21 protein-coding genes are annotated in these 24,076 nt (G+C 66.5%); 18 read left to right on the top strand and 3 right to left on the bottom strand.

Features of this window, described 5'->3' with window-relative positions; all coding sequences use genetic code 11:
- Nucleotides 1-40: 40 nt before the first annotated feature.
- The 7 genes from ACZF5Y_RS09130 (at nucleotide 41) to ACZF5Y_RS09100 (ending at nucleotide 8,011) form a co-directional block, all read left to right on the top strand.
- Nucleotides 41-1,093, top strand: a complete 1,053-nt coding sequence (locus ACZF5Y_RS09130) for a TerC family protein (protein WP_497532333.1) — start codon at nucleotides 41-43, stop codon at nucleotides 1,091-1,093.
- A gap of 237 nt (nucleotides 1,094-1,330) precedes the next feature.
- Entirely contained in the window at nucleotides 1,331-2,869 is a 1,539-nt protein-coding gene (gene leuC / locus ACZF5Y_RS09125; protein WP_497532332.1) for a 3-isopropylmalate dehydratase large subunit, read from the top strand.
- 3 nt (nucleotides 2,870-2,872) lie between these two features.
- Complete coding sequence (leuD, locus tag ACZF5Y_RS09120; protein WP_497532331.1) at nucleotides 2,873-3,475, top strand: 3-isopropylmalate dehydratase small subunit; 603 nt, start codon at nucleotides 2,873-2,875, stop codon at nucleotides 3,473-3,475.
- On the top strand, nucleotides 3,472-4,902 hold the full coding sequence (gene murA, locus ACZF5Y_RS09115; RefSeq protein WP_497532330.1) for a UDP-N-acetylglucosamine 1-carboxyvinyltransferase: 1,431 nt from the start codon (nucleotides 3,472-3,474) through the stop codon (nucleotides 4,900-4,902). The genes leuD and murA overlap by 4 nt, the downstream gene beginning before the upstream one ends.
- Nucleotides 4,903-4,986: 84 nt before the next feature.
- Nucleotides 4,987-5,763, top strand: a complete 777-nt coding sequence (locus ACZF5Y_RS09110) for a lysophospholipid acyltransferase family protein (protein ID WP_497532329.1) — start codon at nucleotides 4,987-4,989, stop codon at nucleotides 5,761-5,763.
- Nucleotides 5,764-5,783: 20 nt separating this feature from the next.
- Entirely contained in the window at nucleotides 5,784-6,881 is a 1,098-nt protein-coding gene (locus tag ACZF5Y_RS09105; protein ID WP_497535324.1) for an NAD(P)H-dependent glycerol-3-phosphate dehydrogenase, read from the top strand.
- On the top strand, nucleotides 6,878-8,011 hold the full coding sequence (locus ACZF5Y_RS09100) for a D-alanine--D-alanine ligase family protein (RefSeq protein WP_497532328.1): 1,134 nt from the start codon (nucleotides 6,878-6,880) through the stop codon (nucleotides 8,009-8,011). Before ACZF5Y_RS09105 ends, ACZF5Y_RS09100 begins: the two co-directional genes overlap by 4 nt.
- Before the next feature lie 37 nt (nucleotides 8,012-8,048).
- Here the strand turns inward: ACZF5Y_RS09100 and ACZF5Y_RS09095 are convergent, their stop codons facing one another.
- Complete coding sequence (locus ACZF5Y_RS09095; RefSeq protein ID WP_497532327.1) at nucleotides 8,049-8,543, bottom strand: DUF3515 family protein; 495 nt, start codon at nucleotides 8,541-8,543, stop codon at nucleotides 8,049-8,051.
- A gap of 110 nt (nucleotides 8,544-8,653) precedes the next feature.
- On the opposite strand from ACZF5Y_RS09095, the gene thiL reads away from it, so the two are divergent.
- The 4 genes from thiL (at nucleotide 8,654) to ACZF5Y_RS09075 (ending at nucleotide 12,204) form a co-directional block, all read left to right on the top strand.
- Entirely contained in the window at nucleotides 8,654-9,745 is a 1,092-nt protein-coding gene (gene thiL, locus ACZF5Y_RS09090; RefSeq protein WP_497535323.1) for a thiamine-phosphate kinase, read from the top strand.
- Nucleotides 9,738-10,364 (top strand): SIMPL domain-containing protein, encoded by a 627-nt coding sequence (locus ACZF5Y_RS09085; protein WP_497532326.1) that lies wholly within the window; start codon nucleotides 9,738-9,740, stop codon nucleotides 10,362-10,364. Before thiL ends, ACZF5Y_RS09085 begins: the two co-directional genes overlap by 8 nt.
- A gap of 69 nt (nucleotides 10,365-10,433) precedes the next feature.
- Entirely contained in the window at nucleotides 10,434-11,078 is a 645-nt protein-coding gene (locus ACZF5Y_RS09080) for an RNA polymerase sigma factor (protein ID WP_497532325.1), read from the top strand.
- The gene (locus ACZF5Y_RS09075; protein ID WP_497532324.1) at nucleotides 11,029-12,204 is read left to right on the top strand and encodes a hypothetical protein; all 1,176 of its coding nucleotides are present in this window, start codon (nucleotides 11,029-11,031) and stop codon (nucleotides 12,202-12,204) included. The genes ACZF5Y_RS09080 and ACZF5Y_RS09075 overlap by 50 nt, the downstream gene beginning before the upstream one ends.
- Before the next feature lie 28 nt (nucleotides 12,205-12,232).
- Here the strand turns inward: ACZF5Y_RS09075 and ACZF5Y_RS09070 are convergent, their stop codons facing one another.
- Nucleotides 12,233-13,840, bottom strand: a complete 1,608-nt coding sequence (locus ACZF5Y_RS09070) for a PucR family transcriptional regulator (protein ID WP_497532323.1) — start codon at nucleotides 13,838-13,840, stop codon at nucleotides 12,233-12,235.
- A gap of 163 nt (nucleotides 13,841-14,003) precedes the next feature.
- Between ACZF5Y_RS09070 and gabT the strand changes: the two genes are divergently transcribed.
- The gene (gene gabT / locus ACZF5Y_RS09065; protein WP_497532321.1) at nucleotides 14,004-15,341 is read left to right on the top strand and encodes a 4-aminobutyrate--2-oxoglutarate transaminase; all 1,338 of its coding nucleotides are present in this window, start codon (nucleotides 14,004-14,006) and stop codon (nucleotides 15,339-15,341) included.
- A 36-nt stretch (nucleotides 15,342-15,377) separates the two neighbouring features.
- The gene (locus tag ACZF5Y_RS09060) at nucleotides 15,378-16,847 is read left to right on the top strand and encodes an NAD-dependent succinate-semialdehyde dehydrogenase (RefSeq protein WP_497532320.1); all 1,470 of its coding nucleotides are present in this window, start codon (nucleotides 15,378-15,380) and stop codon (nucleotides 16,845-16,847) included.
- A gap of 180 nt (nucleotides 16,848-17,027) precedes the next feature.
- Here ACZF5Y_RS09060 and rsmD read toward each other — a convergent pair whose 3' ends face one another.
- Nucleotides 17,028-17,615 carry a 16S rRNA (guanine(966)-N(2))-methyltransferase RsmD gene (gene rsmD, locus ACZF5Y_RS09055; RefSeq protein ID WP_497532318.1) on the bottom strand — a complete coding sequence of 196 codons (588 nt, stop codon included), beginning with the start codon at nucleotides 17,613-17,615 and terminating at the stop codon, nucleotides 17,028-17,030.
- Nucleotides 17,616-17,658: 43 nt separating this feature from the next.
- On the opposite strand from rsmD, the gene ACZF5Y_RS09050 reads away from it, so the two are divergent.
- From ACZF5Y_RS09050 to ACZF5Y_RS09030, 5 genes are all read left to right on the top strand, one after another.
- Complete coding sequence (locus ACZF5Y_RS09050) at nucleotides 17,659-19,851, top strand: ATP-dependent DNA helicase RecG (protein ID WP_497532317.1); 2,193 nt, start codon at nucleotides 17,659-17,661, stop codon at nucleotides 19,849-19,851.
- Between the two features lie 147 nt (nucleotides 19,852-19,998).
- Entirely contained in the window at nucleotides 19,999-20,910 is a 912-nt protein-coding gene (locus ACZF5Y_RS09045) for an ABC transporter ATP-binding protein (RefSeq protein ID WP_497532315.1), read from the top strand.
- Between the two features lie 66 nt (nucleotides 20,911-20,976).
- Nucleotides 20,977-21,888, top strand: coding sequence for an ABC transporter permease subunit (locus tag ACZF5Y_RS09040; RefSeq protein ID WP_497532314.1), 912 nt, complete (start codon nucleotides 20,977-20,979; stop codon nucleotides 21,886-21,888).
- Between the two features lie 40 nt (nucleotides 21,889-21,928).
- Nucleotides 21,929-23,323: a sensor histidine kinase gene (locus ACZF5Y_RS09035; RefSeq protein WP_497532312.1), complete on the top strand. Its 1,395-nt coding sequence runs from the start codon at nucleotides 21,929-21,931 to the stop codon at nucleotides 23,321-23,323.
- The gene (locus ACZF5Y_RS09030) at nucleotides 23,320-24,015 is read left to right on the top strand and encodes a response regulator (protein ID WP_497532310.1); all 696 of its coding nucleotides are present in this window, start codon (nucleotides 23,320-23,322) and stop codon (nucleotides 24,013-24,015) included. The genes ACZF5Y_RS09035 and ACZF5Y_RS09030 overlap by 4 nt, the downstream gene beginning before the upstream one ends.
- Nucleotides 24,016-24,076: the final 61 nt, after the last annotated feature.

Here is a 24,076-nt window from a genome sequence, read left to right as displayed (position 1 = left end):
TCGCGCGCCCGCCGCGCCCTGCCGAAAGAAGTGCACCCCGGTGACCTCAGTTCTCCCGCTCTGGTTCGAAATCGGATCGATGGTCGCGCTTGTTGCGATTCTCGTCGTCGATCTCGCCCTGATCATTCGTCGCCCGCACGTCCCATCGATGCGCGAGGCGAGCCTGTGGGTCGGCTTCTACGTGCTGCTGGCACTGGTCTTCGCCGGAGCGATCTTCCTGCTCGGCGACGTGCAGCACGGCACCGAGTTCTTGGCCGGCTGGCTGACGGAGTACAGCCTGTCGATCGACAACCTCTTTGTGTTCGTGCTGATCCTCGCAAGTTTCAAGGTGCCGAGCGCCTACCAGCAGCGCGCGCTCATGATCGGTATCGTGCTCGCACTGCTCTTCCGTGGCGCGTTCATTCTGGTCGGTGCCGCCGTGATCGAGCGCTTCATCGCCATCTTCTTCGTCTTCGGTGCTTGGCTCATCTGGACCGCGTGGCAGCAGATCAAGCCGGGCGGTCACGACGACGAGGGCGACAGTTGGATCATTCGCCAGATCAAGAGGGTCATGCCGTTCAGCGAGCACTACGACGGTGGCAAGCTGCGCACCACCGTAGACGGCAAGCGCATGTTCACTCCGTTCCTCCTCGTGCTGATCTCGCTGGGATTCACCGATCTGCTCTTCGCCCTCGACTCGATTCCGGCAATCTTCGGCATCACGCAGAGCCCGTTCATCGTGTTCACCGCGAACGTCTTCGCGCTCATGGGCCTGCGTCAGCTCTACTTCCTGCTCGGCGGGTTGCTCGAACGTCTCGAATACCTCAAGTACGGCATTGCCGCGATTCTGGCCTTTATTGGCGTGAAGCTGATCCTGCACGCGCTCCACGAAAACGAGTTGCCGTTCATCAACGGAGGCGAGCATGTTCCCGTTCCTGAGATCACCACAGGTGTATCACTCGGATTCATCGTCGGTGCAATGGCGATTGCGACCATCGCGAGCCTGATCAAGGCCAACCGGGAGGCGAAGGCGAGCGGAGAGCGCCTGCACTTGGGGGTGGCCGAGCCGCACGATTCGACCGGCCAGCACCACGACCGGGTCAACCGCCACTAGGCCCCTGCTCGGCCCGGGCGCCGAATGCAGGCTGCCCGGGCCGCGCGGTGGTAGACTCTCGGCATGCGTTCGCGGGCTCTGCTTCTTCACAGCCGCGACGGGGTCTAGTCCATCGACCGCCCGTCGCGGAGTTCGCGCATGGTCGATCCGCCGCGTCAGAGCTTGCGAAATAGTTTCGTGCCGCGCGGTGTTGAACAGCACAGTGCTGAGTGCACGAAACCGGGAAGAGAAGCACACATGAGCGAGCAGAATGCGACGGAGGCGGCCGATCGGCCGCGGACCCTGGCAGAGAAGCTGTGGGACGACCACGTGGTCGTCAAGGGCGAGAACGGCGAGCCCGACCTGATCTACATCGATCTTCACCTCATTCACGAGGTCACCAGTCCGCAGGCGTTTGACGGCCTGCGTGTCGCCGATCGGCCCCTGCGTCGCGTCGATCTCATGATCGCAACGGAAGACCACAACACTCCGACGCTCAACATCACTCGCGAGATCGAAGACCCGACGAGCCGTCTGCAGATCGAGACGCTGCGTCATAACGTCGCCGAGTTCGGCGTGCGCGCGCATCCCTTGGGCGACCGCGAGCAGGGCATTGTGCACGTCGTCGGCCCGCAGCTCGGTCTGTCAATGCCGGGCATCACCGTGGTCTGCGGTGACAGCCACACCTCGACGCACGGCGCCTTCGGTGCACTCGCGTTCGGTATCGGCACCAGCGAGGTCGAGCACGTGATGGCGACTCAGACGCTGCCGCTCAAGCCGTTCAAGACCATGGCGATCAACGTCGATGGTGAACTGCGCCCGGGCGTGACGGCGAAAGACATCATCCTCGCGGTCATCGCGAAGATCGGGACCGGTGGCGGGCAGGGGTACGTGCTCGAGTACCGCGGTTCCGCGATTCGTGGCCTGTCAATGGACGGCCGCATGACGATGTGCAACATGTCGATCGAAGCCGGTGCGCGCGCCGGAATGGTCGCCCCCGACGAGACGACCTTCGCGTACGTCAAGGGTCGCCCGCATGCACCGCAGGGCGCCGATTGGGACGACGCGGTCGCATATTGGAAGACGCTGCCCACCGACGAGGGTGCGGTGTTCGACGCCGAGGTGTTCATCGATGCGAACGAGCTCGAGCCGTTCGTCACCTGGGGCACGAACCCCGGCCAGGGTGTGCTCCTCAGCGACACGGTGCCGAACCCCGAGCTCATCGCCGATCCCAATGAGCGCGCCGCAGCCGAGCGTGCACTCGAGTACATGGATCTCGCTGCGGGCACCCCGATGAAGGAGATTCCGGTCGACGCGGTCTTCATGGGATCGTGCACGAACAGCCGACTCGATGATCTGCGCACCTTCGCGGATCTCATCAAGGGCAAGCAAAAGGCGGAGGGCGTGCGGCTGATGGTCGTTCCCGGTTCCGCTCGAGTGCGCGCTGAAGCCGAAGCCGAGGGCATCGACCGTATCGTCGAGGCATTCGGTGGCGAATGGCGCTTCGCGGGCTGCTCGATGTGCTTGGGCATGAACCCGGATCAGCTGGCGCCGGGTGAGCGGTGCGCGTCGACGTCGAACCGCAACTTCGAAGGCCGGCAGGGCAAGGGCGGTCGTACCCACTTGGTCTCACCACTCGTGGCGGCGGCAACCGCGATTCGCGGCACGCTCTCGAGCCCGTGGGATCTGCAGGAGGACGCGGCGAACGGGGTGTCTCACGACGCGCCTGAGGGCTCCGAACTCCCGGTGCGGCGACGCATTCCGATCATGCCCGTCTCCGAGCAGGCAGGAGCCTGAGCCATGGATAAGTTCACCACGTTCACGGGCATCGCAGCGCCGCTGCAGCGCTCGAATGTCGACACGGATCAAATCATCCCTGCTGTCTTCCTGAAGCGGGTCACCAAGACCGGTTTCGACGATGCGCTCTTCTACCACTGGCGTCAGGACGAGCAGTTCGTGCTCAACCAGCCGGCGTTCCAGGGAGCGCAGATTCTCGTCGCGGGCCCCGATTTCGGCACCGGCTCGTCGCGCGAGCACGCCGTCTGGGCACTGCGCGATTTCGGGTTCAAGGTGGTCATCTCTCCGCGTTTCGCCGATATCTTCCGCGGCAACTCGGGCAAGCAGGGCCTGCTCGCTGCGGTTGTCCCTGAAGACGACGTGAAGCGTATCTGGGCGGCCATCGATGCGCAGCCGGGCGTCGAGCTCACGGTGAGTCTCGAGGATCGCACGGTGACAGTCGGCGACCTGACCGTAGCGTTCGACGTCGACGACTACACGCGTTGGCGCCTGCTCGAAGGCCTTGACGATATTTCCCTGACGCTCCGCAACGCGGATGCGATCACCCGGTTCGAGGCGAAGCGCCCGAATTGGATGCCGACGACGACTCCCGTGGAGGCCGCATGACCGAGAAGCTCACGACCGAAGACACTGCGGTCGAGACCGCAATCGAAGACGCAGATGCCGCCGGGCGCAAGCTCGACGCACAGCGCGCAGGCGCCCGAGTCGGCCTCACCTCCGACGAGATCATCATCAACGGTGGTCGACCGCTGAAGGGGCGCATCGAGGTGCGCGGTGCGAAGAACCTCGCGACGAAGGCGATGGTCGCGGCGCTGCTCGGCAAGACGCCGAGCGTGCTGCGCAATGTGCCGAACATCTCCGATGTTCGCGTCGTCGCCGGGTTGCTCGCACTGCACGGCGTGCTCATCACCAAGGGTGATCAGGCCGGGGAATGGCGCCTCGACCCATCGAACGTCGAGGTTGCGCATCAGGCCGATATCGATGCCCACGCGGGCTCGTCGCGCATCCCGATCCTCTTCTGCGGGCCGCTGCTGCATCGCCTCGGAGAAGCATTCATCCCTGATCTCGGCGGGTGCCGCATCGGCGACCGCCCGATCGACTTCCACCTCGATGCGTTGCGTCAGTTCGGTGCCGTCATCGAGAAGCTGCCGAGCGGCATCAGCCTGACGGCCCCGAACGGGCTGAAGGGAGCGAACATCGAGCTGCCCTACCCGTCCGTCGGTGCCACGGAGCAGGTGCTGCTCACCGCCGTGCTCGCCGAGGGCCAGACCGAGCTGCGCAACGCGGCGATCGAGCCCGAGATCGTCGACCTCATCTGCATCCTGCAGAAGATGGGCGCCATCATCTCGATGGAGCCGAACCGTGTCATCTTCATCGAGGGCGTTCCCGAGCTGCGCGGCTACGACCACCGTGCGATCTTCGACCGCAACGAAGCCGCGAGCTGGGCTGCTGCCGCGCTCGCGACCAAGGGCGACATCTTCGTCGGCGGTGTCGAGCAGGAAGAAATGATGACCTTCCTGAACGTGTTCCGCAAGGTCGGGGGCGATTTCGACGTCCACGACGACGGCATTCGTTTCTGGCACCCGGGCGGCGAGCTCAAGCCCGTCGTGATCGAGACCGACGTGCACCCCGGCTTCATGACCGATTGGCAGCAGCCCCTGGTGGTCGCGCTCACGCTCGCGCAGGGCGAGTCGACGATTCATGAGACCGTCTACGAGAACCGCTTCGGCTTCACGGACGCACTCGTGAAGATGGGAGCGGACATCGTGGTCTACAAGGAGGGGCTGCACGACGAGAACCGTCGCGTCAAGCGTCGCGAGTTCGAGCAGGCAGCGGTGATCACCGGGCCCGTGCACCTGCACGGCGCCGATATCGAGGTTCCCGACCTGCGCGGCGGATTCAGCCACCTGATCGCAGCGCTCACTGCTGAAGGTCAGTCGAAGGTCACAAACCTCGGCATCATCTCTCGCGGCTACGAGAACTTCATCGAGAAGCTGCACCTGCTCGGGGCTGATTTCGTCTACGAAAGCTGATCCCGCAGCAATCATTTTCTGCGAATGCGGCGGTGGCCCGGAGCGTATGCTTCCGGGCCACCGCCGCTTCGGGATAATGGACGTATGACTGACACGGTGAAATTCCGCAGCCGGCTTTCCGCGGAGAAACGCCGACCCTCAGCGTTCTGGGTGCTCGCATCGTTGATACTGCCGTTCTGGTCGATGATGGTGCGCTATCGCTTCACGCCGAAATCGAAGCTGCCCGAGAGCGGGCCGTTCATTCTCGCGCCCAACCACTACAGCGAAGTCGATCCGATCGCCATGGGTGCCGCGGTCTGGCATCTCGGTCGGTTGCCGCGCTTCATGGCGAAGGCGAGTCTCTTCAAGGTGCCGGTACTCGGGTGGCTGATGCGCGCGTCAGGGCAGATCCCAGTGCAGCGGGAAGGCGCCGCTCGTTCTGCCGCCCGGGACGGAAACCCCATGAGTGCGGCGTCGCTGCTGATCGAACGCCAGCAGGGTGTCATCGTGTACCCCGAGGGCACTTTGACCCGCGATCCCGACCTCTGGCCGATGCGCGGCAAGAGTGGAGCGGTGCGTCTCGCGCTTGAGTCGGGTATTCCGCTGATCCCCGTGGCGCACTGGGGCACGCAGCACTTGATGCCGCGGTATGCGAAGCGACTGCACCCGTTCCCTCGGAAGACGATCGAGGTATCGATCGGGGCGCCGCTCGATCTGAGCAAGTTCGAGGGCCGGCCCCTCGATCAGCGCGTCATCAACGAAGCGACGCGCGAGCTCATGGACGCCATCACTGCGCTGCTCGCGGAACTGCGCGGCGAGACGCCGCCCGTTGAGCGCTGGGATCCGAGTAAGCACCAGCAGAGTGAAACGGGACGCTTTTGAGTACTCGACCCGTGCCCGTAGTGTCTGCGAGCGCGACGAAGAATCGGGGCCGCAAGGTCGCCGTCATCGGTGCCGGAAGCTGGGGCACGACCTTCGCCAAGGTGCTCGCCGATGCTGGGTGCGACGTCACGATCTGGGCCCGTCGCCCCGAAGTCGCGAATGAGATCCGCGTGGCGAAGCGCAACAGTCAGTACCTGCCGGGCATCAATCTGCCCAAGCGGCTCAGCGCCACCGATGATCTTTCGGTTGCTCTGAAGGGCGCTCGCCTCGTGTTCCTGGCTGTGCCCAGCCAGACGCTCCGTCAGAATCTCATCGACCTCGAGCCGTTTCTCGATCGCCGCTCGGTGCTCGTCAGCCTGGTGAAGGGTGTGGAGAAGACCACCACCATGCGCATGTCCGAGGTGATCGCGGATACGCTCGATCTTGACCCCGAGCGCATCGCGGTGATTTCGGGCCCGAACATCGCGCTTGAGATCGCCAAGGAGCAACCCACGGGCGCGGTCGCGTCATGCGTCGATCTGGGCGTTGCGCAAGAGGTGGCCACGGCCGCGAACGCTCCCTACTTCCGTACGTACGTGAACACCGATGTGGTGGGTACCGAACTCGGCGGCGTGCTGAAGAATCTGATCGCGCTGGCGATTGGCATCGTTGACGGAGTGGGGTACGGCGAGAATACGAAAGCCGCGATCATCACGCGTGGATTGGCGGAGATGACCGAGTTCTCGGTGGCATCCGGGGCCGACCCGGCGACGCTGTCGGGGTTGGCAGGTCTGGGTGACTTGATCGCCACCTGTCAGTCCCCGCTTTCGCGCAACAACACTGCGGGGCGACTCATCGGGCAGGGGTACACGCAGGAGGAGACCCGCGAACAGATGCAGCAAGTTGCCGAGGGCATCACCTCGGTGCCGCCCGTGCTCGAACTCGCCCGTGAACGGGGCATCGTCATGCCCATCGTGGAGCAGGTGCAGATGGTGCTCAGCGGGCGCATGGCGCCGAAGCACCTCGGCCCGCACCTGGCGACCGAAGACGAGGTGCCTCAGGCCGAGCTCAGTCTCGCCGCACCGCAGGCCGGAAGAATCCGGCGACTATTCAACCGTTTTAAAGGAGAATCTTCGTGACTGAGACTCAGCCCCAGGGCAGTGAACACGCGAAGCGCGCCGTCGTGCTGCTGTTCGGTGGCCGATCGAGCGAGCACGGCATCAGTTGCGTCACCGCCGCCGGCGTGTTGCACGCGATCGACCGTGAGAAGTTCGACGTAATTCCGGTCGGCATCACGAAGCACGGCGCGACCGTGCTGATGCAGGAAGAAGATCTCTCGGAGTACCGACTCGACGCCGCGGTGCTGCCCGAGGTGCGCGACAACGGCACGCGCGTGCTCTGGCCGGCGTCGACCGCGACGCGTGCGGTCACCGTGATCGATCAGCAGGGCACACTGCGCAGTCTCGGCCATGTCGACGCGGTGCTGCCGATGCTGCACGGACCGTATGGCGAAGACGGCACGGTGCAGGGCATGCTCGAACTCGTCGACATGCCATACGTCGGCAGCGGAGTGCTCGGGTCGGCGCTGTGCATGGACAAGCACGCGGTGAAGACGGTGCTTGCCGATGCCGGCATCGCGGTGGCCCCGTGGAACACCGTCACGCGTTCTCAGCTCGATCACGACCCGTATCTCGTGTCGCGTCTCGACGAGGGCCTGACCTATCCGCTCTTCGTGAAGCCGGCGCGTGCCGGTTCGAGCGTCGGAGTCAGTAAGGTGACGGAGCCTGCGGGACTGGGCGCCGCGCTCGAGGTCGCGTTCGCGGAGGATCGCACGGTGCTCATCGAATCCGCCATTATCGGCCGCGAGGTCGAGATCGCGGTGCTCGAGGGGCGCGGCGACGACCGCCCGCGTACGAGTTCGGTGATTGGCGAGATCGTCATCAGCGGTTCGGGATTCTACGATTTCGACGCGAAGTACCTGGGTGCTTCGGGCGTTGAACTCCAGCTGCCGGCATCGGTAACGGAATCCGAATTCGCGGCGCTGCAGCGGGACGCAGTGCACGCGTTTGAGATTGCACAGTGCGCCGGGCTCGCCCGCATCGACTTCTTTCTCACGGCAGACGGCCCCGTGCTCAACGAGCTGAACACGCTTCCCGGCTTCACGCCGATCTCGATGTACCCGCGCCTCTGGGAAGAATCGGGTCTCAGCTACACCGATCTCATCACCGAACTCATCGAGCTCGCCATCGAGCGTCGCCCGGCCCACTGACCGACAGCACGATCCGGGGCGTCTCCCGGCGCGATGATTACTGTTTCGCGCCGGGAATGTCGAACGTATCGGAGAGGGCCGTGCACTGGCGCTCCTGCGGCAACTGCTGCACAACGTTGTTGAGGTCGACGGTCGTCTCGGTTCCGCTGACCTGCTCGGAGTCAACGTAGACCACGATGCCGGGGGTGCGTCCGTACGGCTCGAACTTGTAGATGGGGGCAGCCGAGTCGTCGATCACCCAATCGACTCCGTTTACGTCGACGCAGGCATCGGTGGTCGGCCCGCTCGGTTCGGTGCCGCAGATCAATTGGACCGCGCTGTCACCCCACGCCCCGGTCGACTGAGCGTTGGTGGTGCGGCGATCCTGCCCCGCGACCGTGTCTGGCAGGCGCACGATGACGTTCGCGCACGCGGGATTGTTGGCATCGTCGGCCGCAGTCATGGGCACCGTCGGTGCGCACGCGGTGAGCAGGGATGCCGCGCCCAGCAGTGCGGCGGTCGATGCGGCGATCTTCAGGGCACGAGACTTCACCCCGCCAGCCTACTCGTCGGCATCTGGTGGATCGCCGCACGGTGCCGTCTCGGGCGCTCGGGGCGGTCGCCCGGTAGCGTGGAGCCGTGACGCCTGTCGAAGAACCTGAAATGACCGTGGGAGCGTTGGGGGAGCGCGGCGTGCTTGCGCGTGTGCTCGCTCGCTTCGCGGCCGCCGAGGCGGCGTCGGTCGGTCCCGGCGATGATTGCGCGGTCGTTCGGCATTCCGGCGACATCGTGGTGACGACCGACACCATGATCGAGGGCCCTGATTTCCGTCTGGCCTGGCATGACGGGTTCGAACTGGGGTGGAAGCTGGCGGCGACCAATCTGTCTGATGTCGCGGCAATGGGCGCGAGGCCGACGGCGCTCACGGTTGCGCTCGCCGTGCCGCACGACACCCCGGTCGTGCTGCTCGAGCGCATCGCGGAGGGGCTCGATGCCGCATGCCGCATGCTCGCGCCGGGGTGTGGGGTGGTCGGCGGTGACCTCGGGCGCGCCCCCGTCGTGACGGCCGCGGTGACCGCGATCGGTGACCTCGACGGACGGGCGCCGGTGTTGCGTGGCGGCGCGTGCCCGGGTGATGTCGTCGCGTACGCGGGGGAGCTCGGCCTCGCGGGTCTCGGCCTATCGCTGCTCTTCGCGGAGGCGGCCGACAGCGAGGGCATCGCGCACGATCGTGTATTGCCCCAGCTCTGGGCGACCCACCCCGAGGTGCTCGCTGCGCAGCTCGCGCCCGCGCCGCCGATTCCGCTGGGGGTCATTGCCGCGCAGTTCGGGGCGACCGCAATGATGGATGTGTCAGATTCGCTGTCGATCGATGCGGAGCGCCTCGCGCGCGCGAGCGGGGTCGGCGTCGATCTGTCAGCGGAGCACTTGCTGGCGTCGTTTGGCGAGCAGAAGGGGGTGTCGGTGCCGCTGACCGCAATGCTCACCGGCGGCGAAGACCACGGTCTTCTGGCGACATTCCCTGCGTCGGTGGCTCTTCCGAGTGGGTTCCATCGAATCGGCACCGTTGTGCTCCCCGGCACGGGAACCAGCCTTCGGCTCGACGGCAAAGCGCTTGCTGCGCAGGGGTGGGATCCGTACACCGTGCGACTTCCTGGCGCCGATGCGCCGAGAGCCTCTACTGTGGTGCCAGGGCGTGCACGCGCAGGGCAGGGGCACGTGGATTCGACCGACGATCGGAGCAGCGATGACTGAGATTCGAGTGACTGGCGCAGCGACGCGATCGTTGCCCGCGGACCAGGCGACCGTGCGCGCATCGGCGCGATTCGCAGACGCATCGCGCGACAACGTGGTCGCCAGTGCCAATGCGCTGCAGGATCGGGTGCTCGATCGTCTCCGCGCTGTCGTCACCGCGGGCGGCGCCGACGCATACATCGCGGACCCGATCAGCACGTCGAGCAGTTCATGGTCGGGCGAGGGCGGCGTACGCGTCGTCGAGCACAGCGCCGCGGTGTCGGTGTCGGTGACGCTGCACGACCCGCAGCGCGCCGGCGAACTTATCGCGGGCCTCATCGAGGACGGTGCCGATGCCGATGCAAGCTGGGAACTCAGTGCCGAGCGCCGCGCAGCCGTGATCAGCGAGCTCCGAGCCGAGGCGGTCGCCGACGCTCGTGCGGCGGCGGGAGACTACGCGACGGCGCTCGGCGCACCAGGGGTTGAGATCACCTCGGTCGAAGACGCGAGCGATACGGGGTTCCCCGGCCCGCCTGTCATGCGGATGGCCGCCGCAAAGGATTTCGCACCCGAGGTCACCGCCCGCGACATTCAGGTGAGCGTGCGCATCGACGTGCGCGCGCAAACTGCGCAGGGCTGATCCTGCGGCCGTTTTCAGTGATCTGAGGCGAATCGTGAACGCCCCGGTACCGGGGTGGCAATACTCGGTATGAGATCCAGTTACGTGCAGAGCGATGCCGAGATCATCGCGAGCGCGCGCGAGCAGCCCGAGGCCTTCACCGAGCTGTACCGACGACATGCTGCTGCGGTGTTCCGCTATGCCATCTCGCGACTCGGCCGTGATGTTGCCGACGACCTCGTCGCCGAGACGTTCTTGGTGGCGTTCGAGCGACGCGACACCTACGATGTGGCGGTTCCCGGTGCGCTCCCGTGGATACTCGGGATCTCCACCCGTCTGATTCGTCGGCGACGCCGGCAGGAAGCCGATCTGTGGCGCCTCGTCGCCGCAGTGGGCGGGGTCGGCGGCGATGGCACCCTGCACTCGGGCCACGATCCCAGTGACGAGATCGATGCTCGCCTCGACACGGATACAGCCGTGAGATCGATTTCTGCGGCCATCGCACGGTTGCCCAAGCGCGACCGTGACGTGCTCATGCTTTCGGCCTGGTCGGGGCTCGACTCCGCGGGCATCGCTATCGCGCTCGGAATTCCGGAAGGCACCGTGCGGTCTCGACTGCATCGTGTCAGGCGCATCCTTCGTACACAACTCGCTGCGGGTGCGGCCCGCGAACTGGAGAATGCCGATGAATACACTGCAGCACGACGAACTGTCGTCCGTGCGCCGAGCGCGTGAACGCGTCGGCGACGTCGAACCGACCGGCGATGATGTCGTGCGCGGTCTGGCACGATTCGAACGCGACCTCGCGCACAGCACTGCGGGGACGGCGGAATCGTCGACGCGCGTCCGCACGCGCTCTCGCCGCAGACGAATGACCTGGGCCGGTATCGGGGCGATTGCAGCCGGAGCCGTTGCCGGCGTCGCGATTGTCGCGACGCCGGCCCCAGTGCTCAGCCCGATCGCGCCGGTCGACACATCAGCTCAGGCCGCCGAACTTCTCGGGCGTGCAGCAGATCAGGCGCTCGTCGCGGACGCCGAGCTGGCTCCAGATCAGTACTTGCGTGTCGTCTCTCACTCCGAGGGGCTCGGTTCGATGTGGAACGTCGACGACTTCCAGAACGAGGGGGAGCCGGCTGCGCTTGAGAAGTCTCAGTACGAGGTGGCGACCTACCTTCCTGCAGATACGGACGCGCCGTACACGGTGCGCCAGTCAGCAACATTCGGTCGACAGCTGATCTACCCTTCGGGCGGCGACCTCGAACTTCAGGTGCGCGAAGAGTTCGCGGTCGTCGATGACGCGGTGACGGGCCCGTCGGCCGAACCCGCGCCGGGGGCGGAGAATGACGACACCTGGCCGCGCGGAGCGGCGGAGGGCCGGTCACAGGCGCCGACCGATGTCGATGCACTGCGCGCGTACGTCCTCGAAGAAGCGCGTCAGCGAGAAACTGATGACGCGCCCATCTCATCCGAGAAGCGCGCCATCGCATACGGCGCCTGGTCGATCGCAGCTGACCAGAGTCTGCCCGGTGACCTTCGTGCAGCGGCATATCGCCTCCTTGCCACGGACTCGGATCTCGAAGTGACGTATTTCGCGGGCTACGACGCAAGTCGGGAGTGGGCGTCGCCCAAGGACTCCACAATCTCGATCGGAGCGGGCACCAGCGTGTCGATTCACGTGCTGCCCGACGTCATCACTCAGCTGATCTTCGATGATGCGACCGGGCGGCTCATCGGTACCCGCGACGTGCTCGAACGCGTCTCTCGCGAGTACCCGGGTTTTGCGCCCGGCGATGTCATCGGCGCGAGTGCAATCAGTACGACGATCGTGGATGAGATCCCCGACATCGAGAACTGGGACTAGGTGGTCTGTGCGCGGGGCGGGCCGGGAACTATTCGGCACGCCCCGTGAGACGGAGCGCCGCCCACAATTCGGCGCGAGTGTCGGGGGAGTCCAGATCGCTTTGCAACAACTGGGCCGCGGTCTGCACCCGAGCTTTGAGCGTGTGCCGGTGCAGTCCCAGTTCGGTGGCAGCGGCGCTGGTCTGCCCGTGGTGCGCAAGCCATACGGCAAGCGCTTCTTCGATGTGGTCGTCGTGGCGCTCATCGTGGTGCCGTACCGGCGCGAGCAGCAGCTGGGCGCGTCGCCGTGCCTCGGGCTGGGCGTCGAGCAGATGCAGCACTCCCTGATGCAGTGCCGGGAGATAGTCGACCGATCCGCCGGCGTCAGTCGCGAGGGCTCGGTCGAGCGCGAGGTCGGCTTCGGCCGCCGCTTCGTGCAAGCGGGTGAGCGCACCCCGCTCAGAGATGCCGGCAGCGAGCTGGTGGGAGGCGAACAGGCGCCGGATCGCCGGAAGGTGGCGCACCTCGGCCACCATGAGCGGTGCGCCGTTGAGCGCGGCCGTGAAGAGGCCGGGGCTGCCGGCGTCGAGCGACTGCAGATCTTCGGCGAACGTCGGGTCGAGGTGATCCGGAACCGCGTAGCGCACCGCCACCACTGGCCCCTGCGGGAAACGCGAGAGCGTGCCGCGCGAGAGACGCTCGGCGAGTTCGATCTGGCCGGCGAGCAGGAGCTCCAAGATCGCGTCGCGAAGCGCGGTCTGCGCTGACCGGATGCCGCTGCGGTGCTCCAGTTGCACCGTTGCGAGCGCCGCGATCAGCCCGTGCAAAGCACGCTCCGCGGTGTCGGTGATCCCTCGCTCCTCAACCGCGAGTACGCCGAGCACGTGCCCCTGACGGCCGAGCGCCTGCAATTGCATGCCCGTACCGTCTTCGTTCTCGATGCGGCCGGCGCTCACTCCGCGCTCGATGATGCGTCGGGATTCACGGCGCACTCCGTCTGCAGGGAACGTGGATCGCTGGGCCTGCGGAGCGAACTCGACAATGCGCCCGAACCGGTCGGTGAGGCACACCCAGCGACCGAGACGGCCCGAGGCTTCGCGAATGGCGGCTCCGAGCCCGTCACGGTGCAGAGACGCATTCGCGACGGCCCGCTGCGACTCGAGCGACCAGATGTCGCGATCGCGGGCCTGCGCATCGAGGAGTCGCGCGGCGGTCTGCACGATTTCGATGAACGCCGTGTCGTAGGGCACGCGGAAGAGGGGGAGGTCGAGACGGTCGCACGCCGAGACGATGGATGCGGGAACGCGCTCCCAGTGCAGCCCGACTGCGACGCCGAGCGCCGTGACGCCGGCGTCGATGAGGCGCCGCACGTACCCATCGGCATCTCGAGCGTCGTCGAGTGCGCTGAAGCGGGCACCGGTCGTCAGGAGCACGGTGCGCGGCGTCAAGAATGGCGCTGGGTGTTCGAGCTCGCTGACGTGCACCCACTGCACGGGGCGCGAAGCGGCCTCGCGGCTGGCGCCGGCGATCAGTGAGAGCTCAAGCTGGTACTGGTGCAGCAGCTCGCCGAGCTGAATCGTGGGGGCGTGAGGCGGGGGAGTCGTGGTCGCAACCCCCGTCGGTGGCGCCATCGAATCGAGTCGTGTTCCGTGACTCATCGCGCTCCATTCTCAACTCTGCCATGTTGGTGAAACAAGGCGTCCATCGTCACCATTGTGGCAGATTACGAAACATGGCACAGGGGTTAGGCTGAACCCGCATCACAACGAACCCGTGATTCTGGTCGCGGGCACGTTCCGAACCTCACAAGGAGAATCAGTCATGGCTGAAGTCACCGGCGGCCCGTCGCTTCCGCAGGAGCGCAAGCTCGTCACCAGCATCCCCGGCCCGAAGTCGCAGGAGCTGCTCGCGCGCAAGAACGCCGCAGTCGCTGCAGGCGTCGGCGTTGCGCTTCCCGTCTCCATCGTCGCCGCAGGCGGCGGCGTCATGGTCGACGTCGACGGCAACTCGCTCATCGATCTCGGTTCCGGCATCGCCGTGACCGGTGTCGGCAACTCGGCACCCGCGGTGGTCGAAGCCGTGACGAACCAGGTGCAGCAGTTCACGCACACCTGCTTCACCGTCACCCCTTACGAGGGCTACGTCGCCGTCGCCGAGAAGCTCAACGAGCTCACCCCCGGCGACCACGAGAAGCGCTCGGCACTGTTCAACTCGGGCGCCGAGGCTGTCGAGAACGCGATTAAGATCGCTCGTCACTTCACCAAGAAGAACGCCGTCGTTGTCTTCGATCACGCGTATCACGGCCGCACGAACCTCACCATGGGCATGACCGCGAAGAACATTCCCTACAAGGATGGCTTCGGCCCCTTCGCTCCCGAGGTCTACCGCGTACCCACCTCGTACCCCTTCCGCGACGGCCTCTCGGGCGTCGACGCCGCAGCGGTCGCGCTGACCCAGATCGAGAAGCAGGTCGGTGCGGGCAACCTCGCGGCGATCATCATCGAGCCCATCCAGGGTGAGGGCGGCTTCATCGCTCCCGCAGAGGGCTTCCTGCCCGCGCTGCAGGAGTGGGCGACCGCGAACAACGTCGTCTTCATCCTCGACGAGGTGCAGACCGGCTTCGCACGCACCGGCGATCTCTTCGCTGCGAATCACGAGGGCGTCGTCCCCGACCTCGTCACCACGGCAAAGGGCATCGCGGGCGGCCTGCCGCTCTCGGCAGTGACCGGCCGTGCCGACATCATGGACTCGGCGCACGCGGGCGGACTCGGCGGCACCTACGCCGGCAGCCCCATCGCCTGTGCCGCGGCCCTCGCGACCATCGATACCTACGAGCGTGAGAACCTCACCGAGCGCGCCCGCGAGATCGGCGCGATCATCGACGAGTTCTTCGGCGAGCTGCAGAAGTCGGACGATCGTATCGGTGATATCCGCGGTCGCGGCGCGATGAAGGCCGTCGAACTCGTCGAGTCGGGTTCGCAGAAGCCCGCGGCAGCGCTGACCGGCGCGATCGCGAAGGCAGCCGGCGAGCAGGGCGTTGTAGTGCTCACCTGCGGCACCTACGGCAACGTGATCCGCTTCCTGCCCCCGCTGTCGATCTCCGACGAGCTGCTCCGCGAGGGCCTGCAGGTCGTCGCCGACGCGCTCGCTGCCAACTGATCCGACGATCCCGAAGTCTCTGAAAGGACATCGAACATGGCTTTGAAGCCCAACGAGCAGGAGCTGCTCGACCGCGTCCAGTCCGGTCTCGGCATCGGCGGCACCTGGGAGCCGTCGTCGTCGGGTGCGACGATCGACGTGCACGACCCCGCTACCGGTGAGGTCATCAAGCAGATCGCCGACGCGACCGTCGAGGACGCCGTGCGCGCACTCGACGCCGCCGTCGAAGCACAGGAGAAGTGGGCCGCGACGTCGAGCCGCGAACGCTCCAACATCCTGCGCCGTACCTTCGACCTGCTCATGGAGCGTAAGGAAGAGTTCGCGCTGCTGATGAGCATGGAGATGGGCAAGCCCATCGCCGAGGCCCGTGGTGAAGTGAACTACGGCGGCGAGTTCCTCCGCTGGTTCTCGGAAGAGGCCGTGCGCGTTCCCGGCGACTACCGCCAGAACCCCGAGGGAACCGGCACGATGATCGTCTCGCAGATGCCCGTGGGCCCCTGCTACTTCATCACCCCGTGGAACTTCCCTCTCGCCATGGCGACTCGTAAGATCGCTCCGGCGCTCGCTGCCGGCTGCACGGTCGTCATCAAGCCCGCCGCGCTCACCCCGCTCACCACGGTCTTCTTCGCGCAGCTGCTCGAAGAAGCCGGCCTGCCCGCGGGCGTGGTCAACGTCGTCGCGACGTCGAAGTCGAGCGCTCAGTCGAGCGCGCTGCTCTCCGACCCGCGTCTGCGCAAGCTTTCGTTCACCGGCTCGACGCCGGTGGGTGTGAAGCTGCTGCAGGCCGCTGCCGAGAACGTGCTGCGCACCTCGATGGAGCTCGGCGGCAACGCGCCGTTCGTCGTCTTTGAAGACGCAGATCTGGATAAGGCCGTCGAGGGCGCGATGCTCGCGAAGTTCCGCAACATCGGCCAGGCCTGCACCGCGGCCAACCGCATCATCGTGCACGAGTCGGTCGCCGACGAGTTCGCTCGTCGCGTGGGCGAGAAGGTCGCGGCGATGTCGATCGGCCGCGGCGCCGACGAGGGCAACGACATCGGTGCGCTCGTCGAAGAGAAGGCCGTGACCAACACGGCTCGTCTCGTCGCAGATGCAGTCGAGACCGGCGGCACCATCGTGACCGGCGGCGAAGTTGTCGACGGCCCCGGGTTCTTCTTCCAGCCCACCGTGATCGATCACATCAGCCCCCAGGCGGCGATCATGCGCGAGGAGATCTTCGGTCCGGTGCTCGGCATTATCCGTTTCTCCACCGAGGAGGAAGCGGTCGAGATCGCCAACAACACCGAGTACGGTCTCGTGAGCTACGTGTTCACCGAGAACATCGGTCGCGGGCATCGCATGATCGAGAAGCTCGAGACCGGCATGATGGGCCTGAACACCGGCCTCGTGTCGAACGCTGCGGCACCGTTCGGTGGCGTGAAGCAGTCGGGCATCGGCCGCGAGGGCGGCTTTGAGGGCATCCACGAGTTCCTCTCGTCGAAGTACACTCTGCTGCCGCGCTCCTAAGCGCTGGTGAGTGCAACGGGCTCGGGATCGCAAGATCCCGAGCCCGTTGTATGTTTGCGGGCAAGCAATGGTTGGTAGAGAGGAGCCCGCCTGTCGGCGGCAGAACTCGCGCGAAGCGTTGCTTCGCTATTCAGCGACCGCCTGTCGGCGGCAGAATCTGCGCAACGCTACGCGTTGCCGTTAAACAGATTCTGCCCACCACAGCGCGGTCTCGCCGTAGCGCTTCTCACGAATCAACTCGATGCCGGTCGGCCATGCCGGTTCGGGGGAGCGCGTGCTGCGTTCGACGAGCACCGCGCCGCCCGGCGCGAGCAGCGGAACGAGTGCCGTCAGGTTCTCGGCGATCTCCTGATCCGAGAGATCGTACGGCGGGTCAAGCAGCACGACATCCCACTGCGGCGCCGGATTTCGTGCTGACGCCGCCGCGACGAAGGCTTGGACCGCCTGGCGCACGACCTCGATGCGCGGAGCCGACTCCGATGAGCGTTCGAAGGCGCCGGCGACGATGCGGCCATTGCGCTTCGCAACCTCGGCGGCCTGCGGATGCTTCTCGACGAGCGTGACGTCGGTGGCGCCGCGGCTCGCCGCTTCGAGCGCTAAAGCCCCGGATCCTGCATACAGGTCGAGCACGCGCGTTCCCTCGACGAGATCCCAGGAGCCCAGCGTGGAGAAGATCGCCTCGCGCACGCGATCACTCGTCGGTCGGGTGCCGGCCTTGGGAATCTCGAGCCGCAGGGATCCGGCGACTCCGGCGATGATTCTCGTCACCACACGAGCGTAGCGTGTCGGTGGTCCCCGATACGCTGGAGACATGACCCGCGCCACCCTCGACACGCCCCTCCCGGGCGTCGTCGGCGACCGCACCGCGAAGCCGCTTGCGCAGGCCTTCGGCATGCAGACGGTCGGCGATCTGCTGATGCACTTCCCCCGTCGGTACTCACGCCGCGGTGAGCTCACGCCGTTGAACGGTCTGCCGCTCGGCGAGCAGATCGCCGTGGTCGCGCAGGTGCTCGACGTGCAGCAGCGGCAGATGCAACGGCGCAACGGTAAGTTGCTGCAGGTGCGCGTCACCGATGGCACCGGCCACCTCACGCTGACATTCTTCAACCAAGATTGGCGCGCGCGCGAACTGCTTCCCGGCAAGCGCGGGCTCTTCGCGGGCAAGGTGAGCGAGTACCGCGGCAGCCTGCAGCTGCAGCACCCGGTGTATGAGCTCTTCGAGAACCGCGACGACGTTCCCGGTGCCGACCAACTCGACGAGGCGGCAGCGAAAGCCTGGTCAGAGACTCCGGTGCCGATCTACCCCGCGACCGCGCAGATGCCGACGTGGACGCTGCAGCGCGCCGTCGAATTAGCGCTTGACGCGCTCGGAGACCTCGACGATCCGGTTCCCGAGCACATTCGAGCCGACGAAGGCATCGTCTCGCTCGGGCTCGCATTCGAGCGGATCCACCGCCCGCAGCACGACGCCGACTGGCGCGGCGCACGCGACAGCTTCAGATTCCGCGAGGCATTCGAATTGCAGCTCGCGCTGCTCGACCGACGCCGCCGTGCGGGGCTGCAGTCGAGTACGCCCAGGCCTGCGGGCGGCGCAGGCGGGCCGCTCGAGCGGTTCGACGCGGCGCTGCCGTTCCAGCTCACCGGCGATCAGCAGCGCGCCGGTGCAACCATCAGCGCCGAGCTCGCCGAGGGCCATCCGATGCATCGCCTCCTGCAGGGCGAGGTCGGCTCGGGCAAGACCCTCGTCGCGCTTCGCGCGATGCTGCAGGTTGCCGAAAGCGATGGCCAGAGCGCATTGCTCGCACCGACCGAGGTGCTCGCCGCACAGCACTACCGCTCGGTCGTGGATGCCCTCGGCCCCGAGCTGACCGCTGAACTGCAGCCGGTGCTGCTCACCGGACGCATGCCGGTCGCCGAGCGCAAGCGCGTGCTCCTCGCGCTGGTCTCCGGTGCGTCGCGCATCGCGATCGGTACGCATGCGCTGCTGAGCGAGGGCGTGACGTTCCTGGACCTCGGCTTCATCATCGTCGACGAGCAGCACCGATTCGGGGTCGATCAGCGTGAAGCCCTGCGGCAGAAAGGCGCGCAACCGCACGTGCTCGCAATGACCGCGACGCCGATCCCGCGAACGGTCGCGCTGACCGCGTTCGGCGATCTCGAAGTGACGACGATTCGCGAGCTGCCACCGGGCCGCCAGGGCATCGAAACGTTCACTGTCCCTGAAATCGAGATGCCGGCACGTGCCGCGCGCGTCTGGGCGCGCTCGGCTGAAGATCTTGCCGCAGGGCGTCAGATCTATGTCGTCTGCCCCGCGATCGCTCCGGGTGAAGTCGAAGACGGCCTCGATGCAGCGGAGGACATCGACGGAGACGCCCCCGGTGATGCGCGGCGTCTGGCGAGCGTCGCTGAAACCGTCGAAGAATTGCGCGCGCAGCCGGCGTTCGCACGCGCGGGCGTCGAAGGTCTGCACGGAGGCATGCCCTCCGATGAGAAAGACCGGGTCATGCGCGCCTTTGCCGCGGGCGAGGTCGGGGTGCTGGTCGCGACCACCGTGATCGAAGTGGGCGTGAATGTGCCGAACGCCTCCATCATGATCGTGCGCGACGCCGATCGGTTCGGCATTTCGCAGTTGCATCAGTTGCGCGGCCGCGTCGGCCGCGGCGAGCACGCCGGTCTGTGCCTGCTGATGACACGTGCCGAAACCGGTACCGTCGCGCGTGAGCGCATTGACGCCGTTGCGGCGACGACCGACGGTTTCGCTCTCGCTGAGGTCGACCTCGAATTGCGCCGTGAGGGCGACATTCTGGGCACCGCGCAATCGGGTGGCCGGTCGACTCTGCGACTGCTCCGCGTCGCCGAGCACGGCCCGCTGATCGCGCACGCCCGCGAGATCGCTGCCGCACTGCTCGAGCAAGACCCCGAGTTGACGAGTGCTCCCGAGCTTGCCGCCCTCATCGCCCGAGATCACGAGGCCGGCGTGCTCGACAACCTCGCGAAATCGTAGGCTCGGCGATCCCGCACACCCGACGGTACCCAGGTACCACCCACAATCGCACCGCGGATCGATGCATCGACTGATAATCCCGCCTACCGTGGAACCATCGCCCCACTGCGGCACGTGCCGCATTGCCCACGGAGAAACGGAGACGCCATGATCGAAGCACGTGGACTGACCAAGCACTACGGCACCAAGACTGCGGTGCACGACGTGAGTTTCAACATCAAGCCGGGCCAGGTGACCGGGTTTCTCGGGCCGAACGGCGCGGGTAAATCGACGAGCATGCGACTGATGGTGGGGTTGGATCGCCCCACCGCCGGCACCGTCACCGTCAATGGCGCTCGCTACGCCGACGCGCAGGCACCCATCGCCGAGGTCGGTGCGCTGCTCGACGCGAAGGGCGTGCACCCCGGCCGCAGCGCGCGCAGTCACCTGCGTGCCCTCGCCGCGACGCATGGCATTTCGGATAGCCGCGTCGACGCAGTGCTCGAGCAGACCGGCCTCGCCGCAGTGGCGAATCGCCGCGTCGGGGGGTTCTCGCTCGGCATGGGGCAGCGACTCGGCATCGCGGCAGCGCTGCTCGGCGACCCGCAAGTGCTGATCCTCGACGAACCCGTCAACGGGCTCGACCCCGATGGCGTGCTGTGGGTGCGCCAGCTGCTGCGCCACCTGGCTTCCGAGGGGCGCACGGTACTGCTGTCGAGTCACCTGATGAGCGAGATGTCGCAGACCGCCGATCACGTCATCGTGCTCGGGCGGGGCCGCGTCGTCGCCGATGCGCCGATCGCTGAATTCGTCTCGGGCGGTCGCACCACGCGCGTCACCGTGCGCAGTCCTCACGCGGCACGGCTCGCGTCGCTCCTCATGGAAGCGCATCGCGACGGCGCCGCACTCGAACCGCTCGGCGATGAAGGGTTCACGGCAAGCGGGTTCACCGCCGCAGAAATCGGTGACCTGGCCGCGTCGCAGGGCCTCGCGCTGCACGAGCTCAGCCCGGTCGCCGCGAGCTTGGAAGATGCGTACCTCGAACTCACCCGCGGCGAAGTCGAGTACGCCACCGCATAGCGCAGGCGCCTCGCCCGCCCCAGACACCGACCGTATTCACCGCACCAGCGAAGAATCGAGACTCTCATGACCTCCTCCATCGTCATCGATGCCGGCTCGGCAACGACCCCCGGCCAGCCCCCGCAGCACGGCACCCGTCAGACCCGTGACCGTGTCGCCCGACCCGTCAGCTTTGGCGGCGTGCTGAAATCCGAGCGCATCAAACTCACGTCCCTGCGGAGCATCAAGATCACGCTCATCATTACGGTGCTGTTCGGGATCGCATTGAGTGCAGCAATCGCGTTCTTCTTCAGCAACGAACTCCGCAACACCTCGGCTGACGGCGCGCCGTCGTTCTTGACGGCGGATGCGGCGGGGCTGCAGAGCTATCTCCTCATCATCGCCACGTTCGCGACCCCATTCCTGGCCCTCGTCTTCGGAGTGCTCGGCGTCTTCGCGATCTCGAGCGAGTACTCCAGCGGCATGATCCTCTCCACGCTCACGGCGGTGCCGAAGCGCACTCCCGTCTTCTTCGGCAAAGCGCTCATGCTCGCGGCGGTTGCAGCGATCGGGGCACTCGTCTTGGTCGGTGGCAGCCTCGCCGTCGCGGTGCTGTGCTACCCGGCTGCAGCAGCTCAGCTCGGCAGCGGCATCGTCGTCTCGGGTGCGCTCGGCACGATCGCCTACCTCGTGCTGATCTCGCTCTTCGCATATGGCGTCGCTGCGCTGCTGCGGTCGACGGCCGGCGGTATCGCGGTCGTCGCCGGCGTGACCTTCGTGCTGCCGATCGCGTTCCAGCTGCTCGCGATGACCGGCTGGGAGTGGGTTGCCGCCGTCACGCCATACCTGCCGGCACAGCTCGGGTCGCTGCTCTCCCAAGGGGTCGTCGAGGTCAGCACTGGCCCGAACTTCTGGGTGGCGCTTGCCGCAATGGTCGGCTGGGTTGCCGTGGTCGTGCTGCCGGCGGCGGTGCTCTTCAAGCGTCGCGACGCACGCTGAGCGTCGCAGTAGTGCAGTCGCCCGGCAGTAGGGTGAGATCATGACGCGCGACGCCGAGGTGCGACTGCCGCGCCCGCCGGGTGTGATCCGGCGGGCGTTCGCCGCGCACCCGCTGGCGGTCGATATCACGATTGTCGTCTGGTACTTCATCGGCAGCGGCATCGGCATCTTGCTCGATGTGCTCAGCACGCAGCAGTGGAACGAAGCGACTGAGTCCATCGAGTGGCCCGGGCCGCCCATTCAGCTGACCTGGCCCTGGGTGCTCATCACTGCCGCGCGCATCCTGATCATCGCCGCGGCACTGCTGTTCCGACGCAAGTACCCGTTGGCGGGATTGATCGTCATCGTCGTCGCGACCTTCGGCGAGCAGGGAATTCAGTCGTTCGCGAATGGCGTTGCGCTGATGTTCTTGCTGTACGCGGTTCCGGTGTACCGGAGCGTCACCGCGGCGTGGCTGGGGTACGCCATCGCGACGGCGGGTGTCATCTTGCAAGGCCTGCTCGCGTACTGGCGAGGCTTCGGGGATGTCGCCACCGCGAGCCCGGCGAATCTATTGGTCGCCGAGACGAGCGCGGTGCGCAGCTTCGGCGAGTTGGTGACCATCACGATCATGGGCGCGCTGTGGATGCTCGCGGTGCTCATGCTCGGAATCAACCTGGGGAATCGTCGTCGATACATCGCCGCGGTAATCGATCGCGCGCATCAGCTGGCTCGGGAGCGCGATCAGCTGGCGCAACTCGCCGTTGCCGAGGAGCGTTCGCGCATCGCACGCGAGATGCACGACATCGTCGCGCACTCGGTCTCGGTGATGATCGCGCTGTCAGAAGGCGCCTCGCGCGCCGCGGCGACTGCGCCCGAGGCGGCGACCGACGCGATGCGGCGCAGCGCCGAGACCGGCCGAACGGCACTCGCCGAGATGCGCCGCCTCCTCGGAGCGCTCCACGCTCCCGATGAGCAGGCGGCGCTGCTGCCGCAGCCGGGGGTGGAGGATCTGCCGCAACTTGTCGCAGGTTTCCGAGATGCGGGGCTCGACGTGTCGCTCGACGTTTCCGGCGCCGCCGCGGGGGACCGCGGTCAAGATCTGGCGATCTACCGTATCGCGCAGGAGGGGCTCACGAATGTGCTCCGTTACGCGGGAACGGGGGCCCGGGTGCGTGTCGAATTGCACCGGGATGCGGAGCGCACGACCGTCGAGGTGCGCGACTTCGGGCCGGCGGTCGGCGCGGCGGCGCCCGTGACGGGGATCGGTTCGGGGCGCGGGTTGACGGGCCTCGCCGAGCGGGCGCGCGTGTTCGGCGGGCACATCGAATCCGGCCCGGTCGGATCCGCCGACGGGGGAGGGTGGCGCCTCTGGGCGGAACTTCCCGTCAACGCCGGTGCCCGCGAATCGACGCCAATACTCAACACTTCAGCTGCAGAAAGGGAGACGCTGTGAGCACCGCACCGATCCGAATCATGTTGGTCGACGACCAGGAGTTGATCCGTACCGGCTTCCGGCTGGTGCTGCTTGCTGAGGCAGACATCGATGTCGTCGCCGAAGCCTCCGATGGTGTCGAGGCGCTTGAGCGGCTCTTCGAGCTCGGCCCAGGCGGGTGCGACATCGTGCTGATGGATGTGCGTATGCCGGGCATGAACGGGATCGAGGCCACGGCAGAGATTGCACGTCGGTTCCCGGAGACGCGGGTCGTGGTGCTCACCACCTTCGATCTCGATGAGTACGCGACCGGAGCGATTCAGGCGGGAGCCAGCGGGTTCCTGCTGAAAGATGCCCGACCCACCGAGCTCGTCGACGCTATTCATCGAGTTGCGGCCGGTGACGCGACTATGGCTCCGAGTGTGACGCGGCGCCTGCTCGAGCAGTTGCGCGCGGGCACCGGATCAGGAGTGGCGCTCGGCTTCGCAGCCAGCGCGGAGGCCGAGGCCGACGTCGCGGCGCTCAGCGCCCTGACGGAGCGGGAGCAGGATGTGCTTCGACTGATCGCGGAGGGGAAGAACAACGCCGAGATCAGCGCGGACCTGTTTCTCTCAGAGTCCACGGTGAAGACCCACGTGGGGCGGGTGCTCGCGAAGTTGCACTTGCGCGATCGTGTGCACGCGGTGATTTTTGCCAAGCAACACGGTCTGTAGCGCCAATGGCGCACGGGTGAAACCTGGACACGGTGCAGGCCGCACGGGCAGTGAGCAAGTG

This window comes from Leucobacter sp. WKLB1, from assembly GCF_059696215.1.
Note: the sequence above shows the minus strand (reverse complement) of the source record. Positions and strands in the feature narration are given on the sequence as shown.

Bases quoted from the DNA above. Each gene is read 5' to 3' on its own strand.
- leuC (WP_497532332.1), top strand. From the start codon at position 1,331: ATGAGCGAGCAGAATGCGACGGAGGCGGCCGATCGGCCGCGGACCCTG.
- leuD (WP_497532331.1), top strand. From the start codon at position 2,873: ATGGATAAGTTCACCACGTTCACGGGCATCGCAGCGCCGCTGCAGCGC.
- murA (WP_497532330.1), top strand. From the start codon at position 3,472: ATGACCGAGAAGCTCACGACCGAAGACACTGCGGTCGAGACCGCAATC.
- ACZF5Y_RS09110 (WP_497532329.1), top strand. From the start codon at position 4,987: ATGACTGACACGGTGAAATTCCGCAGCCGGCTTTCCGCGGAGAAACGC.
- thiL (WP_497535323.1), top strand. From the start codon at position 8,654: ATGACCGTGGGAGCGTTGGGGGAGCGCGGCGTGCTTGCGCGTGTGCTC.
- ACZF5Y_RS09085 (WP_497532326.1), top strand. From the start codon at position 9,738: ATGACTGAGATTCGAGTGACTGGCGCAGCGACGCGATCGTTGCCCGCG.
- ACZF5Y_RS09080 (WP_497532325.1), top strand. From the start codon at position 10,434: ATGAGATCCAGTTACGTGCAGAGCGATGCCGAGATCATCGCGAGCGCG.
- ACZF5Y_RS09075 (WP_497532324.1), top strand. From the start codon at position 11,029: ATGAATACACTGCAGCACGACGAACTGTCGTCCGTGCGCCGAGCGCGT.
- ACZF5Y_RS09070 (WP_497532323.1), bottom strand. From the start codon at position 13,840: ATGAGTCACGGAACACGACTCGATTCGATGGCGCCACCGACGGGGGTT.
- gabT (WP_497532321.1), top strand. From the start codon at position 14,004: ATGGCTGAAGTCACCGGCGGCCCGTCGCTTCCGCAGGAGCGCAAGCTC.
- ACZF5Y_RS09060 (WP_497532320.1), top strand. From the start codon at position 15,378: ATGGCTTTGAAGCCCAACGAGCAGGAGCTGCTCGACCGCGTCCAGTCC.
- ACZF5Y_RS09050 (WP_497532317.1), top strand. From the start codon at position 17,659: ATGACCCGCGCCACCCTCGACACGCCCCTCCCGGGCGTCGTCGGCGAC.
- ACZF5Y_RS09045 (WP_497532315.1), top strand. From the start codon at position 19,999: ATGATCGAAGCACGTGGACTGACCAAGCACTACGGCACCAAGACTGCG.
- ACZF5Y_RS09040 (WP_497532314.1), top strand. From the start codon at position 20,977: ATGACCTCCTCCATCGTCATCGATGCCGGCTCGGCAACGACCCCCGGC.
- ACZF5Y_RS09035 (WP_497532312.1), top strand. From the start codon at position 21,929: ATGACGCGCGACGCCGAGGTGCGACTGCCGCGCCCGCCGGGTGTGATC.